The organism is Terrabacter sp. AAH1, from assembly GCF_054456855.1.
In genome coordinates this window covers 57,302-77,771 of record NZ_JBTJJV010000003.1, presented here as the reverse complement: position 1 = coordinate 77,771, position 20,470 = coordinate 57,302, and the positions used below count along the sequence as shown (strand labels likewise).

Annotated in this window: 19 protein-coding genes; 8 read left to right on the top strand and 11 right to left on the bottom strand. The window is 73.3% G+C overall.

Features of this window, described 5'->3' with window-relative positions; translation table 11 throughout:
* Window positions 1–24 precede the first annotated feature (24 nt).
* From ACXR8F_RS06420 to ACXR8F_RS06405, 4 genes are read right to left on the bottom strand one after another with little or no spacing between them, the layout of a single operon-like run.
* Window positions 25–2,724 (bottom strand): CHAT domain-containing protein, encoded by a 2,700-nt coding sequence (locus ACXR8F_RS06420; protein WP_458799235.1) that lies wholly within the window; start codon window positions 2,722–2,724, stop codon window positions 25–27.
* A 3-nt stretch (window positions 2,725–2,727) separates the two neighbouring features.
* Complete coding sequence (locus ACXR8F_RS06415; RefSeq protein WP_458799234.1) at window positions 2,728–3,234, bottom strand: hypothetical protein; 507 nt, start codon at window positions 3,232–3,234, stop codon at window positions 2,728–2,730.
* A 1-nt stretch (window position 3,235) separates the two neighbouring features.
* The gene (locus ACXR8F_RS06410) at window positions 3,236–3,817 is read right to left on the bottom strand and encodes an RNA polymerase sigma factor (RefSeq protein WP_045192953.1); all 582 of its coding nucleotides are present in this window, start codon (window positions 3,815–3,817) and stop codon (window positions 3,236–3,238) included.
* Window positions 3,814–5,394 (bottom strand): S8 family serine peptidase, encoded by a 1,581-nt coding sequence (locus ACXR8F_RS06405; RefSeq protein ID WP_458799233.1) that lies wholly within the window; start codon window positions 5,392–5,394, stop codon window positions 3,814–3,816. The genes ACXR8F_RS06410 and ACXR8F_RS06405 overlap by 4 nt, the downstream gene beginning before the upstream one ends.
* Before the next feature lie 438 nt (window positions 5,395–5,832).
* Here ACXR8F_RS06405 and ACXR8F_RS06400 point away from each other — a divergent pair, with 438 nt between their 5' ends.
* Window positions 5,833–6,588: a peptidoglycan-binding domain-containing protein gene (locus ACXR8F_RS06400; protein WP_458799232.1), complete on the top strand. Its 756-nt coding sequence runs from the start codon at window positions 5,833–5,835 to the stop codon at window positions 6,586–6,588.
* A gap of 34 nt (window positions 6,589–6,622) precedes the next feature.
* Here ACXR8F_RS06400 and pheA read toward each other — a convergent pair whose 3' ends face one another.
* Together pheA and ACXR8F_RS06390 are read right to left on the bottom strand one after the other, a co-directional pair.
* Window positions 6,623–7,570, bottom strand: coding sequence for a prephenate dehydratase (pheA, locus tag ACXR8F_RS06395; RefSeq protein ID WP_458799231.1), 948 nt, complete (start codon window positions 7,568–7,570; stop codon window positions 6,623–6,625).
* Window positions 7,567–8,112, bottom strand: a complete 546-nt coding sequence (locus tag ACXR8F_RS06390; protein ID WP_458799230.1) for a DUF4446 family protein — start codon at window positions 8,110–8,112, stop codon at window positions 7,567–7,569. The genes pheA and ACXR8F_RS06390 overlap by 4 nt, the downstream gene beginning before the upstream one ends.
* A gap of 97 nt (window positions 8,113–8,209) precedes the next feature.
* On the opposite strand from ACXR8F_RS06390, the gene ACXR8F_RS06385 reads away from it, so the two are divergent.
* Window positions 8,210–10,402 (top strand): hypothetical protein, encoded by a 2,193-nt coding sequence (locus ACXR8F_RS06385; RefSeq protein WP_458799229.1) that lies wholly within the window; start codon window positions 8,210–8,212, stop codon window positions 10,400–10,402.
* A gap of 270 nt (window positions 10,403–10,672) precedes the next feature.
* On the opposite strand, the gene ACXR8F_RS06380 is transcribed toward ACXR8F_RS06385, so the two are convergent.
* From ACXR8F_RS06380 to ACXR8F_RS06365, 4 genes are read right to left on the bottom strand one after another with little or no spacing between them, the layout of a single operon-like run.
* Window positions 10,673–11,404 carry a glycosyltransferase family 2 protein gene (locus ACXR8F_RS06380; RefSeq protein ID WP_045192948.1) on the bottom strand — a complete coding sequence of 244 codons (732 nt, stop codon included), beginning with the start codon at window positions 11,402–11,404 and terminating at the stop codon, window positions 10,673–10,675.
* A 13-nt stretch (window positions 11,405–11,417) separates the two neighbouring features.
* Window positions 11,418–12,305, bottom strand: a complete 888-nt coding sequence (locus tag ACXR8F_RS06375) for a DUF5926 family protein (protein WP_458799228.1) — start codon at window positions 12,303–12,305, stop codon at window positions 11,418–11,420.
* Window positions 12,306–12,333: 28 nt separating this feature from the next.
* On the bottom strand, window positions 12,334–13,839 hold the full coding sequence (locus ACXR8F_RS06370; RefSeq protein ID WP_458799227.1) for an LLM class flavin-dependent oxidoreductase: 1,506 nt from the start codon (window positions 13,837–13,839) through the stop codon (window positions 12,334–12,336).
* Window positions 13,840–13,856: 17 nt separating this feature from the next.
* Window positions 13,857–14,291, bottom strand: a complete 435-nt coding sequence (locus ACXR8F_RS06365) for an ATP-binding protein (RefSeq protein ID WP_045192945.1) — start codon at window positions 14,289–14,291, stop codon at window positions 13,857–13,859.
* A gap of 373 nt (window positions 14,292–14,664) precedes the next feature.
* Here ACXR8F_RS06365 and ACXR8F_RS06360 point away from each other — a divergent pair, with 373 nt between their 5' ends.
* The 4 genes from ACXR8F_RS06360 to ACXR8F_RS06345 all read left to right on the top strand — a co-directional run bounded on the left by ACXR8F_RS06360 (window position 14,665) and on the right by ACXR8F_RS06345 (window position 19,044).
* Window positions 14,665–15,378 carry a PadR family transcriptional regulator gene (locus tag ACXR8F_RS06360; protein ID WP_458799226.1) on the top strand — a complete coding sequence of 238 codons (714 nt, stop codon included), beginning with the start codon at window positions 14,665–14,667 and terminating at the stop codon, window positions 15,376–15,378.
* A 140-nt stretch (window positions 15,379–15,518) separates the two neighbouring features.
* Entirely contained in the window at window positions 15,519–17,009 is a 1,491-nt protein-coding gene (locus tag ACXR8F_RS06355; RefSeq protein ID WP_458799225.1) for a cobyric acid synthase, read from the top strand.
* Complete coding sequence (gene cobF, locus ACXR8F_RS06350; protein WP_458799224.1) at window positions 17,006–18,382, top strand: precorrin-6A synthase (deacetylating); 1,377 nt, start codon at window positions 17,006–17,008, stop codon at window positions 18,380–18,382. The genes ACXR8F_RS06355 and cobF overlap by 4 nt, the downstream gene beginning before the upstream one ends.
* Before the next feature lie 26 nt (window positions 18,383–18,408).
* Window positions 18,409–19,044 (top strand): hypothetical protein, encoded by a 636-nt coding sequence (locus ACXR8F_RS06345; protein ID WP_458799223.1) that lies wholly within the window; start codon window positions 18,409–18,411, stop codon window positions 19,042–19,044.
* Between the two features lie 7 nt (window positions 19,045–19,051).
* Here the strand turns inward: ACXR8F_RS06345 and ACXR8F_RS06340 are convergent, their stop codons facing one another.
* Window positions 19,052–19,627, bottom strand: a complete 576-nt coding sequence (locus ACXR8F_RS06340; RefSeq protein ID WP_458799222.1) for a dienelactone hydrolase family protein — start codon at window positions 19,625–19,627, stop codon at window positions 19,052–19,054.
* 61 nt (window positions 19,628–19,688) lie between these two features.
* Between ACXR8F_RS06340 and ACXR8F_RS06335 the strand changes: the two genes are divergently transcribed.
* A complete protein-coding gene (locus tag ACXR8F_RS06335; RefSeq protein ID WP_458799221.1) occupies window positions 19,689–20,336 on the top strand; it encodes an ArsR/SmtB family transcription factor in 648 nt (215 codons plus the stop codon).
* Window positions 20,309–20,449, top strand: a complete 141-nt coding sequence (locus tag ACXR8F_RS06330; RefSeq protein ID WP_458799220.1) for a hypothetical protein — start codon at window positions 20,309–20,311, stop codon at window positions 20,447–20,449. The genes ACXR8F_RS06335 and ACXR8F_RS06330 overlap by 28 nt, the downstream gene beginning before the upstream one ends.
* Window positions 20,450–20,470 lie beyond the last annotated feature (21 nt).

Here is a 20,470-nt window from a genome sequence, read left to right as displayed (position 1 = left end):
GGCGTTCGGCGTTTGGCGGTGGGGTCAGGGGTGGTGCTGGCCGCCGAGGTTGAGGAAGGCGGCAGCCACGTCGTCCGTGTCGGCGACGGCTCGCGCCAGGGCCTCGTCGCTCGGCAGGCCCGACGCGAGCAGGTCGTGGTGGCGGCTCATCGTCGTCGCGGCCACGTCGTCGGGCACCGGAGCGACCGCGGCCACGACCGACCGCGCGCCGAGCGACAGCATGGAGAGGGCGAGGCCGAGGGACTCGTGCCCCGGTCGGGGGGTGGTGAGGCCGACCTCGCACGCGGACAGCACGACGTGGTCGGCGCGCACGCCGGTCGGCTGCAGCTCGTGGGCGAAGACGGGCCCGTCGTGCAGCACGAGTGAGGAGAAGAGCGGCGACTCGACCTGGTGCGTGCCGTGCGCAGCGACGTGCACGATGCCGGGACGGGCGAGGGCCTCCACGAGCTCGTCGCGCCGTGACGGCTGCGCCAGCCGGGCCGCGGGTCCCCACGTGCCGACGATCGCCTGGGCCTCGGCGGTCGCGCGCGGCACACCGGGCCCCACGCTGACGTGGACCGGTGTCGGACACTCGGGCACCACACCCGCCGGCGCACCGGCCAGACCGCGTCGGGCGAAGGACGTCAGCGAGGGCGCCACGGTGAAAGCCCGACCGCGCATCGACGGCAGCACCGCCCACGGCAGGGCCGACACCTCCGGGCACGAGACCACGACGAGCCCGCGGTCCGATCGCCACGGACGGATCAGCGCGTCGTCGAGCTCGGCCGCACTCGAGCGCAGCGACGACCACACCGCCCCGGCGAGTGGCCCGAGGTGGTGGGTCGCAGCGGCTCGGAGGTCGACGCGGACGCGCTGGGCGAGCTCGACGGCTCGCTCGATCGGCATGAGGTCGCGCAGCGTCGCGCGACCGCCGACGATGCCGACGCCTCCGAGCCGGCCGCGGTGCCGGAAGAACCACACGTGGTCGCGGTCGACGTCGACGAGGTGCGCCCGCGCGTCACGCACCCGCACCGTGGCCGCCCGACCGGCGCCGCCGCTGCGGCTCAGGGCCCAGTCGCGGTCGCGGATCCGGCGCTCGAGGCGCGCGGCGTGGTCGTCGAGCTCACGCACGACAGCCGCGTCGCTCTCGCCGCGCGCCTGCGCCCGCACACCGCGCAGCTGCTCGGTGAGTGCGGCCAGCTCGTCGTCGTCGGGGCGGCCGAGCGAGGGCAGCCGGTCGGTCGCGCTGCGCCACCGGTCGAGCGCCTCCAGCACGGCGGCGCTCCCCCGTGGCACGGCGAGCTCGAGGTCGAGCTCGGCCAGCCGGGCACCGTGCACGGCTCGAGCCGTGCGCAGGTCGAGGCTCGCGCTGCCCTCCTGACCGGCGGCGAGCCGTCGCGACGCGCGCACGAGCAGGCGTCGAGCAGGCCCCGGCTCGCCCGCGGCGACGAGCGTCATCGCCGACACCGCGGCCGCGTCGAGCTCGTCGGACAATGACCCCGTCGACACCCGCTCGAGGCTCAGCAGCCGCGTCTGCGCACCCTCGACCTCGCCGGCGAGGAGCAGGGCCTGGGCCGCCACCACCCGCGCGCTGTCGGCGAGCTCGGAGTCGCCCAGCTCGGTGGCGGTCTCGACGAGCCGGTCGGCCGTCCCGGCCGCAGCACGCGTGACGGCCCTGGTGTCGTCCTCGCCGACGGGCGCGGCGGGTGACAGAGCGTTCTCTCGATCAGGGGTGGAGGTGCGGGGTGAGCCTGAAAGAGCGGACGGAGCGTTCTCTCGATCGAGGGGCGATGGGCGGCGACGTTGCCGGTCGAGCTCCACCAGCAGACCGACGAGCACGGCCTTGGCCGCCCAGGCGGTGGCCCCGATCCGCTCGTACGTCCCGCGCGCGGACGCAGCGGCGCCGGCGGCGAGGTCGAGGTGCCCGAGGAGCCGGTGTGCCCGGGCGAGCTCGAGCTCGAACTCGGCGCGGATCTGGTCGTGCCCGTCGCCGACGAGGACCGCGAGCCCGGACTCGAGCGCCTCGACGGCCTCCTTGACGAGCCCCGCCTCCAGCAGCACCCGCGCGCGGTCGAGGCGCGCCGGCCCCTTGAAGACGTCGGCCTCGATGTCCTCGGCCTCGGCCATGTCCGCGAGCGAGCGGGGGATGTCACCGAGGAGGTATGCCGCATACCCCTCGTTGTGCCGCGCCATGAACTCCAGCTCGCCGGCACCGAGGGAGTGGGCCAGGCGCGCCGCCTCGGCGAACGAGTCGAGCGCCTCCTGGGGGCGCAGCAGCTCGAAGGCGAGCATCCCCCGGCTGAGGTGCACCGAGGCCTGCTCGCGCTCGGTGAAGGCGTCGAGCCGACGCACGGCGCCCTCGAGGCCGTCCCACGCCGAGGCGAGGTCACCGACCCGGCCGTGCAGGTTGGCGCGCTGGTAGTCCAGGCGCGCCCGGAGCGCATCGTCACCGAGGGCGTCGACGACCTGCTCGGCTTCGGCCAGCCGTGCGGTCGCCGAGTCGAGCCCCTCGAGCATGAACTCGGTCAGGGCCAGCGTGATGAGGGTCTTGCAGCGCAGCTCGAGGGCCTCGACGGACGGCTCGGTGCCCCCGGCGCGGTCGATCTCGTCGAGGGCCGCGGCGAGCGTCGCGGCCGCCTCGGCGGGACGGCCCGCGAAGTTCGCCGCCGCCCCCTGGTCCCGCAGGGTGCGTGCGTGCTCCAGCAGGTCGATGGTCGTGGCCGGCCTCTCACTCGGGCCGGCCACCCGTCAGATCGTGATCGTCGGGGTGATGACCGGCCGCGTCTCGTCGTTGCTGGGGTCGGTCACCACGAAGTGGACCGGCCCATGGGGTAGATCATCCAGAACGAAGCGCCCGTTCGCATCGGAAATCGCCGTGCGGCTGCCCTCGTTCGTGACGGCCTCGACCTGCGCGCCCGGCGTCGTGACCCAGCCGTCCACGCGTACGCGCTCGTCGGCGTCGTCGCTGTCGCTCGTCTCCGACGGGCTCGCCGACACCATGAGGCTGACGGAGGCCGCGGTGAAGGTGACCGACTCGGTCGGCGTCGGCTCGACCGCCGCCTCGGCGCCGCGCGTGGTGAGCAGGGCCGAGTCCATCAGCTCGGCGACCTCGGCGTGCAGGGCGTGCACCGTGATCTCGAACTTGATTCGCTCGGCCAGATCGCTCGGCACCGGGTCGGCGTGGGCGAAGAGGTCGCGCACGTGACCGAGGTTGGCGACGTCGCGGGCGTCGATGGCGTCAGTGTGAGATGTCATGTCAGACCGCCCATCCGGGGTCGGAGCCGAGAGTCGTCCTCAGCTTCTGGAGGCAACGGCCGCGGGTCGGGCCGATGCTGCCGACGGGCATCCCGAGCGACTCCGCGATGGCGGCGTAGTCGGGACGGTCGGCGAACGCGATGACCCGGAGGAGCTCCTGGCACCGCGGGGTGAGGGTCGAGATGTGCTGCCACAGCACCCGCTGGCGCTCCGAGAGGATCGACTGCGCCTCGGGGTCGAGCTGCTGCGCCGGTGCCTCCGGAACCTCCTCGACACCGAACTCGCGACGCGAGCCGCGGGCGAGCCGCCACACCTCGCGCTTGACGACGACGACGAGCCAGCCGAGCACGGCGGCGGGCTCGTTGATCGACTCGGCCCGGTCGACGAGCTGGAGGAAGGCCGTCTGGATGGCGTCCTCGCACGTCGCGTGGGAGCCGCCCTGCGAGCGCGCGGCGTTCCACAGCACGGGCGTGACGAGGTCGACGAGCTCGGAGAGCCGCTCGCGCTCGCCGGCGACGTAGGCCGCGAAGGCCTTGCCCGCCAGGGTGCCGAGGCCGTCGGGAGCCGTCGGGGTCGGGGTCATGACCGTCCCCTTCCGATGCAGGCGCGCAGCGCCTTGATGGCACGCTTGCGCATCGCGGACGAGGAGACGTCGGCGAGGTCGCCCGCCTCGACGAGGGCGGCGGCGAGCTCGGCGGCGAAGATCGGGGTGGAGAAGGACGTGCCGCTCCAGACGCCGAAGCCGCCGGTGTAGTCGTCGGGGTCGACGGTGCACCGCACCGTGTCACCGGACCGGACCTGCGACGACGGCTGGCCCATGCCGTTGGTGAGCGGCAGAGTGCTGACCACGGAGACGCCGGAGCGGACCGCGCTGACGTACGGCAGGTTGTTGGAGAAGAGCGCCACGGTCACGCCGTCGGGGTTGCTCGCCCCGACACCCGCGACCGGCGGCACCGCCTTGGCCGTGATGCGCGACGGCGGCTCGGCCGCGAGCGCTGCGGGCACGAACGGTGCGTCGGTGCCGTCGTTGCCGACGCCCGCCACGACGAGCACACCGTGCTCGGCGAACCGGTCGAGCAGGTCCGCGATGGGCCCTGACGTGTAGGTGCGGTCCTCGGCGTAGTAGCCCATCGACAGGTTCAGCACGTCGACGACCTCGGACGGGTCGTGCTCCTGCCCGTGCACGTGGCGGTCGAGCAGGGCCTGCAGCACGTCGAGGATGTAGCCCTCGTCGACGACACCGTCGTCGCCCATGACGGGGATCGACACGATCGTCGCCTCGGGGCAACCCTGCCGCAGCAGCCCGGCGATGAACGTCGCGTGGCCCTGCAGCAGCCCGACCGGCTCGCTCGGAGCAGGCACCGAGATCGGCGGCCGCGTGGGCTCGCTCGACGCGCCGGCTCCCGTGAGGAGCGGGACGAGCTTGCCTCCCTTCAGCACGAGCCGCACGATGCCGGAGTCGTCCTTGAACCAAGGGTGCCCGGCGATCGCCGTGTCCGGGACGACGATGACGGGCGCGCGGTCGAGGGACCGCGCGCGCAGCCGCGGGTCGGGCAGGGCCAGGGCGACCGGCATACGGCCGCCGCGGCCCGGCACGGCGTACTCCTGGACGGCGCTGCCGACGCCACCCCAGTAACCGCCCACGCCACCCCAGTAGCCGCCCACGCCACCCCAGTAGCCGCCCACGCCACCCCAGTAGCCACCGACGCCACCCCAGTAGCCGTCGGCGGGACGCAGCACGTGCTCGAGGCTGAGGCGCTGCGCGATCGGCTCCCCCGCCTCGCGCAGCCGCTGCAGCACGTTCCACGCGTCGACGGGCTCGATCGGGGACCGGGTCGGGCGGATCGTGATGCTCGTGCCCCACGTCGGCTGGTCGATGTCGCGCGGGCCGCCGTCCTGCCGGGGCGTCACCTCGTAGTCCAGCTCCAGCTTGCCGAGCGCGTCGCGCAGGTCGTCGAGGCCCCGCGGCCGGCCGCCCTCGTTGCTGAGCAGCAGGCGATCCGAGAGGTAGAGCGCGGGCCGAGGCGGCTGGCCGTCGGTCAGGCGCAGCGCCGTGGCCGGGTCGAGGGCGCGGACCGGCGGTCGTTCGGACCGGCGCCGGCCGCCCGTCCCACTCGCGTCGTTCGCGCCCTGCGGCGCATCGGGACCCGACTCTGACATCGGCTGACCTCCTGAGGGGACGGATGGTGGGGCGACGGTGCTGGAAAGACCCTTACACCCGAGTGAGTGCGCGTGCTCGGGTTCCTGATACATCGACTCGAGAAATTTGTCCGCCTCAGGACGTATCAAGCCGCCGCGTACCGACTCTTGCTGACGGGGGTTTGGTCACCGGGCCGATGTCGGGGCGCTGCGGAGGGGCAGCAGGGCCCGGTGACCGCAGCAGGGAAGTCGGGACCACCAGGGGGCGGTCCCGATCGGTGGGGCGCCGGGCCTGGCAGCACCGGCGCCCCCTCCCTGCCCCTCGGGGTGCACCGCCGCCGACCACGTATGCCGTCGCCGCGCGTCGCGCTCGCGCGCCCGGTCGGGCGGGCGCATACTCTTCGGACGTGCGCGGACGTCGGGGCCGCGCCGTGAGCTCAGGGGAGTCGGATGTTCGGCATGACGAACGGTGCGCCGGTCGGTGCGCGGCGCGTGACCACCTCGCTGGCGGTGGCCGCCGCCCTGGGCCTGGGGCTCTCGGCCTGCACCTCTGCCAGGCCGTCCACCCCCACGGCTGCCGAGTCGTCGGCGTCGGAGACCGCCACGGCCACCACCGGCAGCACGGCACCCGGGCCCACCGAGCCGCTGCCCACGGTCACCGCCGATCCACTGACCCCCTCGAAGCCGACCCCCACCGCGACGACCGCCAAGCCGACGGCCACGGCGACGGCCACCGACCCGGGGAGCGTCGCGGGTGCGTGCGAGCGGACGCTGCCGGCATACCCGGTCGTCTCACCCGGCTCGAAGGGTCCGGCCGTGAGCGCCCTGCAGTGCTTCCTCAACGACGCCGACTTCGGTCCGGTGGCGGTCGACGGGGTCTACGGCGCGCAGACGCGTGAGGCGATGCGCCGTGTCGAGGCGACGTTCGAGGGGCCGGCGCCCAAGCCGGGGCGAGTCGACGCCGGGGTCTGGGTGCTCATCATCTCCCGGTCCATGGGCAGCGAGACGCTCAAGCAGGGCTCGAAGGGCCCCGACGTCGAGACGCTGCAGCGCGCCCTCCGGGCCGCGGGTGGCAAGCTCACCGTCGACGGCACGTTCGGACCCGAGACGAAGAAGGTCGTCCAGCGCTTCCAGGACGCCAACCGCATCGGCGAGGACGGCGTCGTGGGCGAGGAGACCCTCTTCCTGCTCAAGAGCGGCGCGACGATCGGCTGACTACGGGCCGACAACGGGCCGACAAGGGACTCGGTCAGGTGCGCAGGTCGTCCAGCCACGACTGGGCGCGGCTGAAGTCCTCGTCGGAGGTGCCCGGCCGGGCGTCGGGCCGGCCGCCGTCCGCGCGCGGGTAGGACCCGAGGAAGCGCACCTCGGCGCACACCCGGCGCAGGCCCATGAGCGTCTCGCCGACGCGCGCGTCGAGCACGTGCCCCTCGAAGTCGATGGAGAAGCAGTACGAGCCCATCGCCTCGCCGGTGGGGCGCGACTCGAGCCGGGTCATGTTGACGCCGCGCACCGCGAACTGCTCGAGCAGCTCGAGCAGGCCGCCCGCGTGGTCGTCGCGCTGGAACAGCACCACGGTCGTCTTGTCGGCGCCCGAAGGCTCCGGCAGGGTGCCGGGCCGGGCGACGAGGACGAACCGGGTGACCGCGGCGGTGTTGTCGCCGATGTCCTCGGCGAGCACCTCGAGGCCCTCGTTGCGCGCCGCGACCGGGGCGCAGACGCCGGCGTCGAACATGACCTCTCCGGGCTGCGCGAGGGCGGCGGCGCTGGCTGCGGTCGACAGGGTGGGCACGTACGCGGCGTCGGGCAGGTTCGCGCCCATCCAGCCGCGCACCTGCGCCCACGCGTGCGAGTGGGTGCCCACGGTGCGCACGGAGTCGAGCGTCGTGCCCGGGCGCGCACAGAGCACGAAGGTGATCGGCACGAGCACCTCGCCGACGACGACGAGCGGATCACCGGTCGCGAGGGCGTCGAGCGTCGCCGACACCCCGCCCTCGACGGAGTTCTCGATGGGCACCATCGCGGCGTCGATGTCGCCGGCGCGCAGCGCGCTCAGCGCCGCGTCGACCGACCCGAACGGCAGGTGCTCGCGGCCCTCCGCGGCGTCCCACGCGTCGAGGGCCATCTGGGTGAAGGTGCCGCGTGGCCCGAGGTAGCCGAAGCGGTGGAGCTGGTCGGGGGTGCGGGGCGGGGTCACGACACGTCCTTCGTGCTGTCTGCCGCGCGAGCGCTGCCTGCGCGCGTGCTGCTGGTGGCGGCGGGCTCGTCGCGGTTGGCCGAGGCCAGCGCCTGCTGCTCCTCGGGGGTCAGGGTGATGCTGGACCGCCCGCCGACGATGCCCTTGGCGTAGGTGCGGGACTCGCCGCGAGCATGGATCGAGCTGAGCACGATGCCGTCCCCGAGGTCGTCGACGATGGCGGCGGAGAACGAGAGCCGTCCGCCCATGTCGCCGAACGCGTCGTAGCGCACCACGGCGACGTTGCGCAGGCTCTGGCGCACGTCCTCCTCCGCCGTGACGACGTGGTCGCGGAGGGCAGCCACCTCGGCCGTGAGCCGCTCGATGCGGTGGTTCTGCGTGGCGGCGACGCGCGCGATGTCGGTGCGGCCGTCCCCGCCGAGCGCGGCGAAGTCGCGGCGCACCCTGGCCAGCCGCAGCTGGGCCGCCACCGCCAGGACGAGAGCCAGCAGCGCGACGCCCGCGGCGACGGCGGCCACGGTCGTCAGCGTCGAGGAGTCCACGATCGGCAAGGGTAGCCGCGTGGCGGCCCCGCGCCCGGTCGATTCCAGCCCGTGACCTCACCCTCGGCATACAGCCCCGGTTTGTAGTCTGTCCCCCGTGATCCGCCGCCATCCCGTCAAGACGCTCGTCGTCCTGCTCCTGGTGATGGTCGCTGGTCTCAGCCTCGCCTACGTCAACCGGACGACGGTCCCCGTGCCGCCGACGACGCAGCCGAAACCGGGCGAGTCGCTCGTCGTGGTCGGCCTCGGTGGCCTGTCGTGGGACGACGTCTCGGCCAAGGACACCCCGACGCTGTGGGGCCTGCTGCGTGACGGTTCAGCCGCCTCGGTGTCGGTCAAGAGCCTGCGTCTGACGACGTGCCCCACCGATGGCTGGGCCACCGTCTCCGCGGGTGAGGCCGCCGGTCCGGACACCAGCGAGGCCCGCCCCTCGTGCGCGTCGCTGCCGTCGGTCGCCGGTGACGCGACGTCCGGCTTCCGCGTCATCGGGTTCGACGACCTGGCGACGGCCTCGCGCGAGGCCGAGTTCCGGGCCCGGCTCGGCATGCTGGGCGACAGCTTCGCGGCGGCCAAGACGTGCATCCAGGCGGTCGGGCCCGGCGCCGGGCTGGCTGCGGCGACGTCGGACGGCAAGGTCGCGAAGTACAGCCTGTTCCAGGCGACCACGCTCGTGTCCGACCTCGCCCAGTGCCCGGTGAGCATCGTCGACGTGGGCAGCATCGACGCCACCGACCCCGACCGCACCCGGCACATCGAGAAGATCAACGGCATCGAGCGGCGCCTCGAGCAGGTCATCGACGCGATGCCCAACGGGGCCGACCTGCTCGTCGTGGGCCTCGCCGACCGCGACCAGCAGGAGCGGCTGCGGCTGCTCACCGCGTCGGGCCCGCACTACGGCCCGGGCCTGCTCGCGTCGGCCTCGACCCGCCTCACCGGGGTCGCGCAGCTGTCCGACATCACCGCGACGATCCTCCAGCGCGGCGGCGTGAACCCCGTCGCGGCGATCGGTGGCCGCGCCCTCAGCGTCTCGCCGTCGGCCAACAACAGCGAGTCGACCGCCGCGAGCAAGCTCACGGTGCTCACCGACATCGACACCAAGGCTGATGCGATGCACCGCATCGTGGCGCCCTTCCTCGTCATCTGGCTGGCCGGCACCGCGCTCGCGCTGCTCGTGCTGTGGGTCGTGGTGCGGCGGGCTCGGCCGTGGAACCGCCGTCTCACCCGGGCGCGCGTGCTGCGCATGGTGCGGCTCGTGGGCCTGCTGTCCGCCGCGATGCCTGCGGCGACCTTCCTCGCCAACCTCATCCCGTGGTGGCGGTGGTCGACCGACACGATCGTGCTCGCCGTCATGCTCTTCGTGCTGGTGTTCCTCATCAGCGCGGCCATCACCCTCGTGTGCCTGAGGGGTCCGTGGAGCAGTTCCGCCCTCGGCCCCCTGGCCGCGATGTCGGCCGTGACGGCGGGAGTCATCGGCGTCGACCTGCTCACCGGGTCGCACCTGCAGATCTCGTCGATCTTCGGCCTCCAGCCGCTCGTCGGTGGTCGTTTCTACGGCATGGGCAACGTCGCCTTCGCCCTGTATGCCGCCGCGGTCCTGATGCTCTGCGCGGCCCTCGCGCACGCACTGGTGCGCCGCAACGCGCCGCGCCTGGCGGTCTTCGCGATGGTCGTCGTCGGTGGTGTCGCCCTGGCCGTCGACGTGCTGCCCGCCTGGGGCGCGGACTTCGGCGGACCGATCGCGCTCGTGCCGGCCCTCGGCTTCCTGCTCATGGGCGTCATGGGGTGGCGCACGTCGGCGCGCAACGTGCTCATCGTCCTCGTGGCGGCGGGGCTCGTCGTCGGGCTCGTCTGCTACCTCGACTGGCGCCGCCCCGAGTCCGAGCGCTCACACCCGGGCCGTTTCCTCCAGACCGTCATCGACGGTGGCGCGTGGGACGTCATGTCGCGCAAGTTCCTCGCCAACGTGTCGCTGGCGATCCACCTGCCGGTGCTGCTCGTCCTCGCCGCGCTGCTGCTGGCGATCGTCGTGGTCGTCGTCAAGCGACCCGGCGCCTTCGGCACGGAGCCGCTCAAGCGCCTGCTCGACGAGGCTCCGCTCATGCACCGCGGGCTCTGGTCGATCATCGTCATGGCGGTGATCGGCTTCCTCACCAACGACTCGGGGGCCGCGATCCCGCCGGTGGCCGCGATCTTCACGGTGCCGCTCGTCGTGTCGGCCGTGATGCACTTCCTCGCGATCGAGGCGCGCAAGGCCCCGGTGCGCCGACGCCGCGACCGCCACCACCTCTGAGCTGTCTGGGCTCGCTCCGCGCTCTCTGGGCTCGCTCCGCTCGCCCGCGTCCGGCGCGCCTGGACGTCACGCCTTCCCTCCTCGACTCGCTCGCTGGCGCTCGCATCGCCCGTCAGTCCAGGCGTGACGCGCCGAACTCTTGTCTCAGTCGAGTGCTCAGTTTCCAACGCACACCGGCGTCGGGAAGTGAGCACTCGACTGGTGCGGGGCGTCGGGAAGTGGGCACTCGACTGGTGGGTCCGATCGAGTGCTCGTTTTCTCACGGGCGGGTCAGCCGTGGCCGAGGCGGCGTCGCAGGCGCCGCACACCGAGCGCCAGGGCGACGTCGCGGTACTGCGCCGCACGGTGCACCTGCGAGCGCCAGTCGGTGCCGGTGACGCGGTGGTGCAGGTCGCACGGCACCTCCACGACCCGCAGCCCGGCGTCGAGCACGTCGACGGTCATGCCGACCTCGACGCCCCAGCCACGCGCGAACGGCGTCGCTGCCGTGATGGCGGCCGGCGACAGGCACCGCATCCCCGAGAGCGGCTGGTTCGGAGACCAGCCGGTGAGCTCCTCGATGCCGCGCCGCGCGAGCCCGACGACGAGCCCGTGACCACCGGCGCTGCCGCGCTGCTGCGGCAGGTTCGCGATGGTGAGGTCGGCTGCCCCGGTCACGATGGGGGTGACGAGCTCGCCGACCGCGCTGGCGGAGGCCTCGAGGTCGGCGTCGACGAAGAGCACCGCCGTGTCGGCGTCGAGCCGACCGACCCGGCGCAGGCCGTTGACCCGTCCGAGGCCGCTCATCATGGCGTCGGCCTTGCCGTGGTTGCGGGCGTGGCGCACGACCTCGGCGCCCTCGCGGGCGGCGATGGCCGCGGTGCCGTCGCTCGACCCGTCGTCGACGACGACGACCGTGGCGACGCCGGGGATGCTGCGCACGCCGCGGATCGTCTCGGCGATGCGGGCCGACTCGTCCTTGGCCGGGATGACGACGGCGACGGAGAACGGCACGGTCGTCATCGTCGCCCGTGCCTCAGCGGAGGGTGACCTGGCGGTTGGTGAGGCCGGCCCGGGCGCCACGCTCGGCGGCCGTCAGCGTCTCGGTCGAGGCGGCCGCGGCGTCGATGCGCTTCTTCATCTCGGCCAGGGGCTTCTCGAAGTCGGCGGCCTCGGAACCGGGGTCGACCTCCCAGACCGGGATGAGCAGACCGCTCGAGCGGAAGCAGCCGAGCAGACGGCCGTCGTCACCGAGGTGGCTCTCGCCGGCAGCATGCAACCGGGCGAGGGCGCTCGTCGCGGTGTCCTCGTCGAACGGCAGCACCCACCGCACGTAGGTGCGGTCGCCGATGCGGCACCAGAAGGCGGACGGAGCCGCGTCGAGCTTGACCGTCGGGATGGCCGACTCGTTGGCGCGCTCGAGCGACTCCTTGCCCTCGGCGTCGAGGTCGGCGTCGGCCACCCAGAAGTCGAAGCCCTCGTGCAGCTGCATCTCGAAGGGCGCGTCGAGGTCGAGCAGGTCCTGCAGGCGCGGGGTGTCGGCCATCGACACGGGCAGCGTGGTCACGGGCGAGCCCGCGTCGGCAGCCGAGGCGAGGGCGATCGCGGAGGCGATGTCGCGGCTCGTGTCGCCGCTCGCGTTGCCGGACTGGATGCCGACGAGCACCTCACCGCCCTCGCGGTGCAGGCCCGGCCAGGCCAGCGGCAGCACCGTCGCGATCGTCACCTCGTCGGGCGCACCCTCGGGCGTCTTGCCCTTGGCGAAGCGCACCGTCGCGGTCGCGGCCGGGACGATCTCGCGCATCGCGACCCAGTCGGTCTCGTTGGGCAGGCCCTCGAAAGGGCGGGCCACGAACGGTGCCGGCTGCGGACGTGCGGAACGGTCGGTGCGCTCACCGCGCGGACGACGTGATGCCTTACCCATGCGCGCCACCCTAGTGGCCGCCGTCGGGTCAGCCGAACGCGGACGCGAGCGGCGCCAGGGCGAGCACGTCGTCGGGAGTCGTGAGGCCCACGGGCGCCACGAAGGCCGTCGTGATCCCGCGCGCGGCGAGGCCTGCCAGACGGGTGGCGTGCTCCGCCGCCGTGCCGGCGTGGTGCCGGGCCGCGAAGGTCGCGGCCGGAGCGCGTCCACGGTGCCGCTCCACGCGCGCCCACACGTCGTCGCGGTCGGATCCCACGAGCGGCAGGTCGAGCACCGTGGCGTGCACCTCGGACGCGTCACGTCCCTCCGCGCGCACCAGCTCGAGATAGTGGTCGACCTTGGCGAGGCCCGCCTCGTCCGAGGGGACGTTGCACCCGTCGCCGAGACGCGCGGCGACGCGCAGCGACCGGGCACCACCGCCTCCGACGATGACGGGGATCGGGCCGACCGGCCGCGGGTACGAGGTCGTCTCGGGCAGCGAGACCCGCCGTCCGGCATACGGCTTGGTTCCGGGAGCCCAGAGCGCCTTCATCAGCTCGATGCCCCGCTCGAGCGCGTCGAGTCTCGCTCTCGCGGAAGGGAACCCGAGGCCGTATGCCGTGTGCTCGCGTTCCCACCAGCCCGCGCCGACGCCGACGAAGGCGCGCCCGCCCGACAGCGCCGAGAGCGTCGCGGTCGCCTTCGCCGTGATGCCCGGCTCGCGGAAGGTCACCGGCGTCACGAGCGTGCCGAGCTGCAGCCGTGTGGTGGACGCGGCCAAGGCGCCCAAGGTGACCCACGGCTCCGGGATCGGGTCCCAGGCGCGGCCCACCTGCGGGATCTGGATGAGGTGGTCCATCAGCGCGATGCCCGTCAGGCCGGCAGCCTCGGCGGCGCCGGCCATGTCACGCAGCCAGGCCAGCAGGTCACCGTCAGCCGGGAAGCGCGAGAGCTGGAGCACGATGCCCCGCAGTCCGGAGCCCTGGCCCCTCAACACACCCGGAAGCGGTCCGCGCCCCACGGTTGCAGCCGCCTCGGGTTGACCGCTACCGGGTGTGTTGCGGGAGAGGCGGCCGGGCTCGGTCGGGGCGCCGCCGGTCACGAGGCTGACGAGGTCCCAGCCCTCGGCCTCGAGCTCGTCCGTGGCCGTGGCGACGGAGGCGAGCTGGTTCGTGAGGACGCGCGCCGGGACGGGGCGGTCACGCGCGGCGTTGCGCGAACGGCATACGGCGGCGGGGGTGTCGAGCACGACGGCCACGGCCGGCAGTCCCGTCGCGCGGGCGCCGTCGAGCCAGCGGCGACGCCGCGCCGCGTCGGTGCCGAGCGTGTCGACAACGGTGGTCAGGCCACGACCGAGCCGTGCGGCGACGACCTGCTCGAGGACGGCGAAGGCGTCGACGGAGGCGTCGAGGTCCTGCTCGCCGCTGCCGACGACGGCACGGAGGGCGTCGGACGACACGACCTCTGCCGCCCGGTAGCGCTCGGCGGCCCAGGTCGACTTGCCCGAGCCGGACGCGCCGACGAGGACGACGAGCGCCGGGTCGGGCAGCGTCACCTCGGTGCGTAGTGGTGTCAGTGCGACCGGCGACGGGAGGGGCCGCCGAGCGAGGCCCAGACGGTGCGGCCGTGCGGCTCGTCGATGACGCCCCACTCGTGCGCCAGCGACCGTACGATGCGCAGCCCGCGACCCCCGGGCGCCCAGGTGGTCGGCGGGGACGGGCGCGGGGCGGTCGGACCGCCGCCGTCGGACACCTCGACCTCGACGACGTTGTTCTTGACCTTCCAGTGGATGCGGATCGCACCGTCGGCGAGCGGCTTGGCGTGCCGGATGGCGTTGGCGACGAGCTCGCTGACGACGATCTCGGCCTCGTCGATGACCTGCGAGGGCAGCTCGCGCGCGAGGAGGTCCTCGACGAGCTCCTTGCGGATGCGTGGAGCCGCGGACGGTGCCCACTGGATGCGCACGGTGCGCTTCTCGCCCAGCGGCGTGGCCGGCACGTTGGTCATCGTGGCTCTCCTTGAGATTGCTTCGGCTCGTCGGGCGTCCACACCCGCACGTGCTGCGGTGTGGGCGCGAGGGCCGATCCCCTGTGCGCTCGCCACGGTAAGGACCTCCTCGGGCAATTCGCGTGTCCCCGTCGTCGCACGCTAACCAAACCTGCGCCGTACCTCAACGAACCTGTGACTTTTTCCCGCCCTGGAGCGGCGATCGGCTCGTATCGCGAGATCTAGGACGACGGCTAGATCGCGGGATACGTACCCATCGTCATCGACTCCAAGCACGACAACAGCGTCGCCGCTTGATTCTCGAACAGTCGCGATATATCGTCGACCTATCGCGACTGTTCGTGAGTCGCGTCGACAGACAAGGAGAACCACCATGCACGGACACCGACACAGCAGACGAGAGTCCGGGTTCGACGGCGGTTGGGGCGGCGGCTGGGGCGGCGGGTCGGGCTTCGGCCCGGGTCGCGGTCCGTGGGGCGGCCCCGGCGGTCCGGGCGGCCCCGGTGGACGCGGACGCCCCGGTCCGCCCCCGTGGGTCGCCGACCTGGTCCGCCACTTCGGCGGGCCCGGCTTCGGGCCGGACTTCGGCGGGCCCCGCCGCGGGCCACGAGCGCGTCGCGGCGACGTTCGCGCCGCCATCCTCGACGTCCTCGCCGGCGACGAGATGAACGGCTACCAGCTCATCCAGCAGATCTCCGAGCGCACCGGCGGCGCGTGGAAGCCGAGCCCCGGCTCGGTCTACCCGACCGTCCAGCAGCTCGAGGACGAAGGCCTGGTGGAGGGCCGCGACGTCGAGGGCCGTCGGCTGCTTCGCCTCACCGACGCGGGCCGCACCTACGTCGAGGAGAACGGCGAGGAGATGGCCGCCACGTGGCGTCCCTTCGAGGAGACCCCCGACGGCGAGGACGCTCCGCAGCACGAGCAGCGCAGCGGCAGTGACCTCATGCCGATCGTCGGCCAGGTGATGGGCGCGATGTGGCAGATCGTCACCACCGGCACCTCGCAGCAGCGGGCCGAGGCCGCCGAGATCCTCACCGAGACCCGGCGCAAGCTCTACCGCCTGCTCGCCGACGGCGACCCCGAGTGACAGGTCGCTGAGCCCGGCAGCACACCCAGGGGCCGCCCGCACACCGCACCCGGTGGGCGGGCGGCTTCGACGTGCGCTGGCTGGCTCGACGTGTGCGGGTGCCCGTCGGCCGGTCTGCGCACGTCGGGCAGGATGGCGGCGTGACGCCACCCGCCCCCTCCGGACTCCTCGTCGCCGGCACCTCGTCCGATGCGGGCAAGTCCGTCGTCGTCGCCGGCCTGTGCCGGGCCCTCGTGCGCCGCGGGCTGCGGGTCGCACCGTTCAAGGCGCAGAACATGTCGAACAACTCGATGGTCTGCCTCGACGGCGGCGAGATCGGCCGGGCGCAGTGGCTCCAGGCCGTCGCCGCGCGTGTCGAACCGACCACCGCGATGAACCCGGTGCTGCTCAAGCCCGGCACCGATCGCAGGTCGTTCATCGTGGTGCGCGGCGAGCCCGCCGGCACCCTCGAGGCCGGCCAGTATGCCGCCGGGCGCGGTCACCTGCGCGACGCGGCGTTCGGCGCCTACCGCGAGCTCGCCGACGAGTACGACCTCGTCGTCTGCGAGGGGGCAGGGTCACCCGCGGAGATCAACCTGCGCTCCGGTGACTACGTGAACATGGGACTCGCGCGCGAGTTCGGGCTGCCGGTCGTCGTGGTCGGCGACATCGACCGCGGCGGCATCCTCGCGGCGCTCTACGGCACGTGGGCCCTGCTCGACGACGAGGACCGCGCGCTGCTGAAGTCCTTCGTCATCAACAAGTTCCGCGGCGACGTGTCGGTGCTCGTGCCCGGCCTCGACGACATCACCCAGCGCACGGGAGTGCCGTTCCACGGCGTCATCCCGTGGCTGCTCGACGTGTGGCTCGACAGCGAGGACACCCTCGAGGTCGGGCACTGGCGCGCCTCGACGGCGCTGTCGGCCACGGCCCGCGACCGGCTCAAGGTCGCGGTGCTGCGACTGCCCCGCATCTCCAACGCGACCGACGTCGACGCCCTCGCCGCCGAGCCCGGGGTGGACGTGCTCGTGACGGTGGACCCGGCGGTGGCCGAGTCCGCGGACCTGCTCGTCGTGCCCGGATCACGTTCCACCGCAAGTGATCTCGCGTGGTTGCGGGAGCGCGGTCTGGCCGAGGTGATCGAGCGTCGCGCGGCAGCCGGCCGCCCCGTGCTGGGGGTGTGCGGCGGCTACCAGATGCTCGGGCACGAGATCGACGACGACGTCGAGGGACGGGTCGGCGTCGTGCCCGGCCTCGGACTCCTGCCCGTGCGCGTCGACTTCGGCGACGACAAGGTGCTCGCCCGCCCCACCGGCGCCTGGTCCGGCCACCCGGTCGAGACCGCCTACGAGATCCACCACGGCATCGCGACGCACAACGGCGCGGGCGACGCCGACCCGTTCCTCGACGGCTGGTCGACCGGTGCGGTGTGGGGGACGATGTGGCACGGGGCCTTCGAGAGCGACGGCTTCCGCCGCGCGTGGCTGTCGCACGTCGCGTCGGTCGCGGGATCGCAGTGGCAGCCTCACGACGGCGCGGCCGGCTTCGCCGAGCGGCGCGAGCGCATGCTCGACACCCTCGCCGACGCCCTCGAGGAGCACGTCGACCTCGACGCACTGCTCGACCTCACCCGCGCAGGGGGCACGTCATGATCGAACGGGTCCGCATCATCGGGATCGGCATGGGTGGTCCCGAACAGGTGACCGGTGAAGCGGCACAGGCACTTTCGACCGTCGACGTCTTCCTCGTCGCCGACAAGGGCGGCTCGAAGACCGATCTCGTCGTGGCCCGACAACGCGTCTGCGACGCCCTGATCCCGGCCGACCACGCGTACCGGGTCGTCGAGGTGCCCGACCCCAGGCGCGGCCCCGACGCCGAACGCGACGACACGGCATACGGCCGGGGGGTGCGCGACTGGCACGCGGCACGTGTCGACGCCTACGCCTCCGTCATCGACGGGCTCGACGACGGCGAGACGACGGTCGGGTTCCTGGTTTGGGGCGACCCGGCGTTCTACGACTCGACGATCCGCGTCGTCGACGCCCTCGTCGAGAGGTGGGCGGCTGCCGGCGTCACGGTCGAGCACGACGTCATCGCCGGCATCAGCGCCCCGCAGCTGCTCGCCGCCCGGCACCGGATCCCGCTCAACCGCATCGGTGCGCCGATCCACGTCACGACGGGGCGGCGGCTCGTCGACGAGTACGACCCGGCCCTCGGCGACGTCGTCGTCATGCTCGACGGGGGTCTCGCCTGCGCCGAGCTGGCCGACACGTTCCCCGACCTCGAGCTGTTCTGGGGCGCCTACCTCGGGTCGCCCGACGAGGTGCTCGTGCGGGGACGGCTCGGCGACGTCATCGACGAGGTGCAGCGGGTGCGTGCCGAGGCCCGTGAGCGGCACGGCTGGGTGATGGACACCTACCTGCTGCGCCAGCCGGCGGATGCCCCCGGCACGCCGGGCCCGACCGGCTTCCCTGATACGGGCGAGCTGACCGACGGCGTGCTCACCCTGCGCCCCCTCGCCGCCCACGACTGGCAGGTCGTGCGCGACGAGCACAACGACGAGGAGTCGCTGCGCTGGGACTTCTTCGGGGAGGCGTTCGGCGACGACGTGGCGCGGCAGAAGGCGGCGCAGGCGCGGCGCGAGTGGCGGTCCGGACGGGCCGCCCGTTTCGTCATGGTCGACGCGGCCACCGGCGAGGGCGCGGGCGTCATCAACGTCATGCGGATGGGACCTCCCGGCGTCGGGCTCATCGGCTACGGCGTGCTGCCGGCCTTCCGCGGGCACGGCTTCACGACGCGGGCGCTGCGGCTCGTGTCGGGCTGGGCGTTCGAGTCGGCGGGGATCGCGCGGCTCGAGCTGGGGCACAAGGTCGACAACATCGCGTCCGGCAAGGCCGCGGCGAAGGCCGGATTCCGGGCCGAGGGTCGCCTGGCCCAGCGGCTGCCCAACGCCGACGGGACCCGCTCCGACGAGGTCTACTACTCCCTCACCAGGGACCGGTTCGTCGCAGAGACGCTCGGCTGAACGATCCCGCGCGGTACGGTGCGATCGTGGACACCAGGGGAGGTGACGTCACGGGCGCGGCCGCCGTCGTGACCGTTCCGGACGACCGGCCCGTACGCCGCCGGCAGCCCCGGTTGCGCCGCCCGGCCACGTGGTCGCTGGGCATCGGAGCCGCGTCGCTCGTGCCGCTCTCCTGGGCCGCCTTCCGCCCGGAGACCGAGCGACTCGTCACGTGGGGGACGCCGACCAGCGGCACCACCGTCGACCTCGCCGGCCTGCTCTTCTTCGTGGCCGGCTGTCTCGCCTGCGTGCGGCTGGTGCGCCTGCAGGGTTTCCTCGCCCGCGCGAACCGCCTCGGCACCATGGCGACCGACGTCGGCCTGTGGGTGATGTGGGTGCTGCCCCTCGTCATGTGGGTGCTGCCGGGCGTCCGGATCTCGGGCTGGGACAAGGCGGTCCACGGTCGCCGCTCGTGGACGGTGACCGCCTGGGCGCTGGCGTGGATCCCGTGCTCGGCCTTCATCCTCGGCTCGTCGGGCGACCGCACGGCGGTGCCATACCCCACCCAGAGCTGGCTGCACATCGGGGTCTTCGTGACGACCTTCGTGCTCTGGGCGGCGACGGTGCTGCGCCTGACCCGGGGCGCCGAGGTCGTGGCCCACGTCAGCGGCCTCGACGCGTAGGCCTCTCCTACACGCGAGCGAGGAAGTCGAGGACGCGCTGCTGCACGAGCGCGGCGGCGTCGGCGTCGTACGCGGGAGCGCTCGGGTCGGCGAAGAGGTGGCCGCAGCCGGCATACGTGAAGAGCTCACCGTCGTCGGCCGCGCCGACGATCTGGCGCGCGGCGTCGACGTCGCCCTCGTCCATGAAGAACTCGTCGCCCTCGCCCCCGTGCACCTGCGCGGGCACGCCGGCCGGCCACTCGTCGCCGAACTCGCCGAGCGGGATCGCGGAGTCGAGCAGGACGGCGCCGCGAGCACCCGGGCGGGTCTGGGCGAGCCGCTGCGCGGGCATGACGCCGAGCGAGAAGCCCGCGTAGACGAGGTCGCTGGGGAGGCCGTCGGCTGCGGCGACGCCGTGGTCCTGCACGCGCTGGAAGCCGAGCGAACGCGCGTGCGCGACGCCCTCCTCGATCGTGGCGAAGGTGCGTCCCTCGAACGCGTCGGGCGTGTGGACGGTGTGCCCCGCCGAGCGCAGCGCGTCGGCGAACGCGAGAAAGCCCGGGGTCTGGCCCAGAGCGTGGTGGAAGAGGAGGACGTCGGCCATGCTTGCTCCTGTGATCGATGGTTCGCGCGTGTTTGATCCAACAATCTAGACTGATCCAATCATGTCGATCAATAGTCTCGGCACCCCCGACTACGACCTCCCCGACACCGTCGAGGTGACCACGCCTGCGCAGCTGCGGGCCATCGCCGACCCGCTGCGGTCGTCGCTGCTCGACCTCACGCTCGAGCGCGCCGCCACCGTGTCCGAGCTCGCCGCGGCCGTCGGGCGGCCCAAGAGCACCGTCGCCCACCACGTCGGCGTGCTCGTCGAGGCCGGCATGCTCCGCGTGGTGCGGACGCGCCGCGTGCGGGCCATCGACGAGCGCTTCTACGGCCGCACGGGTCGCACCATCAACGTCGGCGTCGCCCGCCGGCCCGGCGACCCGACGACGCCCGTCTGCGTCAACTCGCTGTCGGTCGCCGCCGCCGAGTCGGTCCCGGCCCACGAGGACGACACCCTCTACTCGACCCTGCGCCACGTGCGCATCCCGCGCGAGAGCGCCTCGGAGTTCTGGCGCCGGGTCGAGGGCCTCGTCCGCGAGTTCACGTCGCTGCCGCGCGAGGGCGAGACCGTCTACGGCTTCGCGGTCGGCCTCTACCCCACCGACCAGCCCGTGCTCCCCGACCCGGTCGCCGACGTCGGTCCTTCCCGCGAGAACGAACCCCGGAGCACACTGGGGGAATGGCCAAGCGCAACCTCAGGTGCCTGATCCTGGGTCACAAGTACGACCGCCTGAAGCTGCGCGGCCGCACGATCCTGACGTGCAGACGCTGTGGTGACGTCGATGTGCTGACTCACGACATGCGCGGCCTGAGCGGCTGATGGCCGAGCAACGCCGCCGCA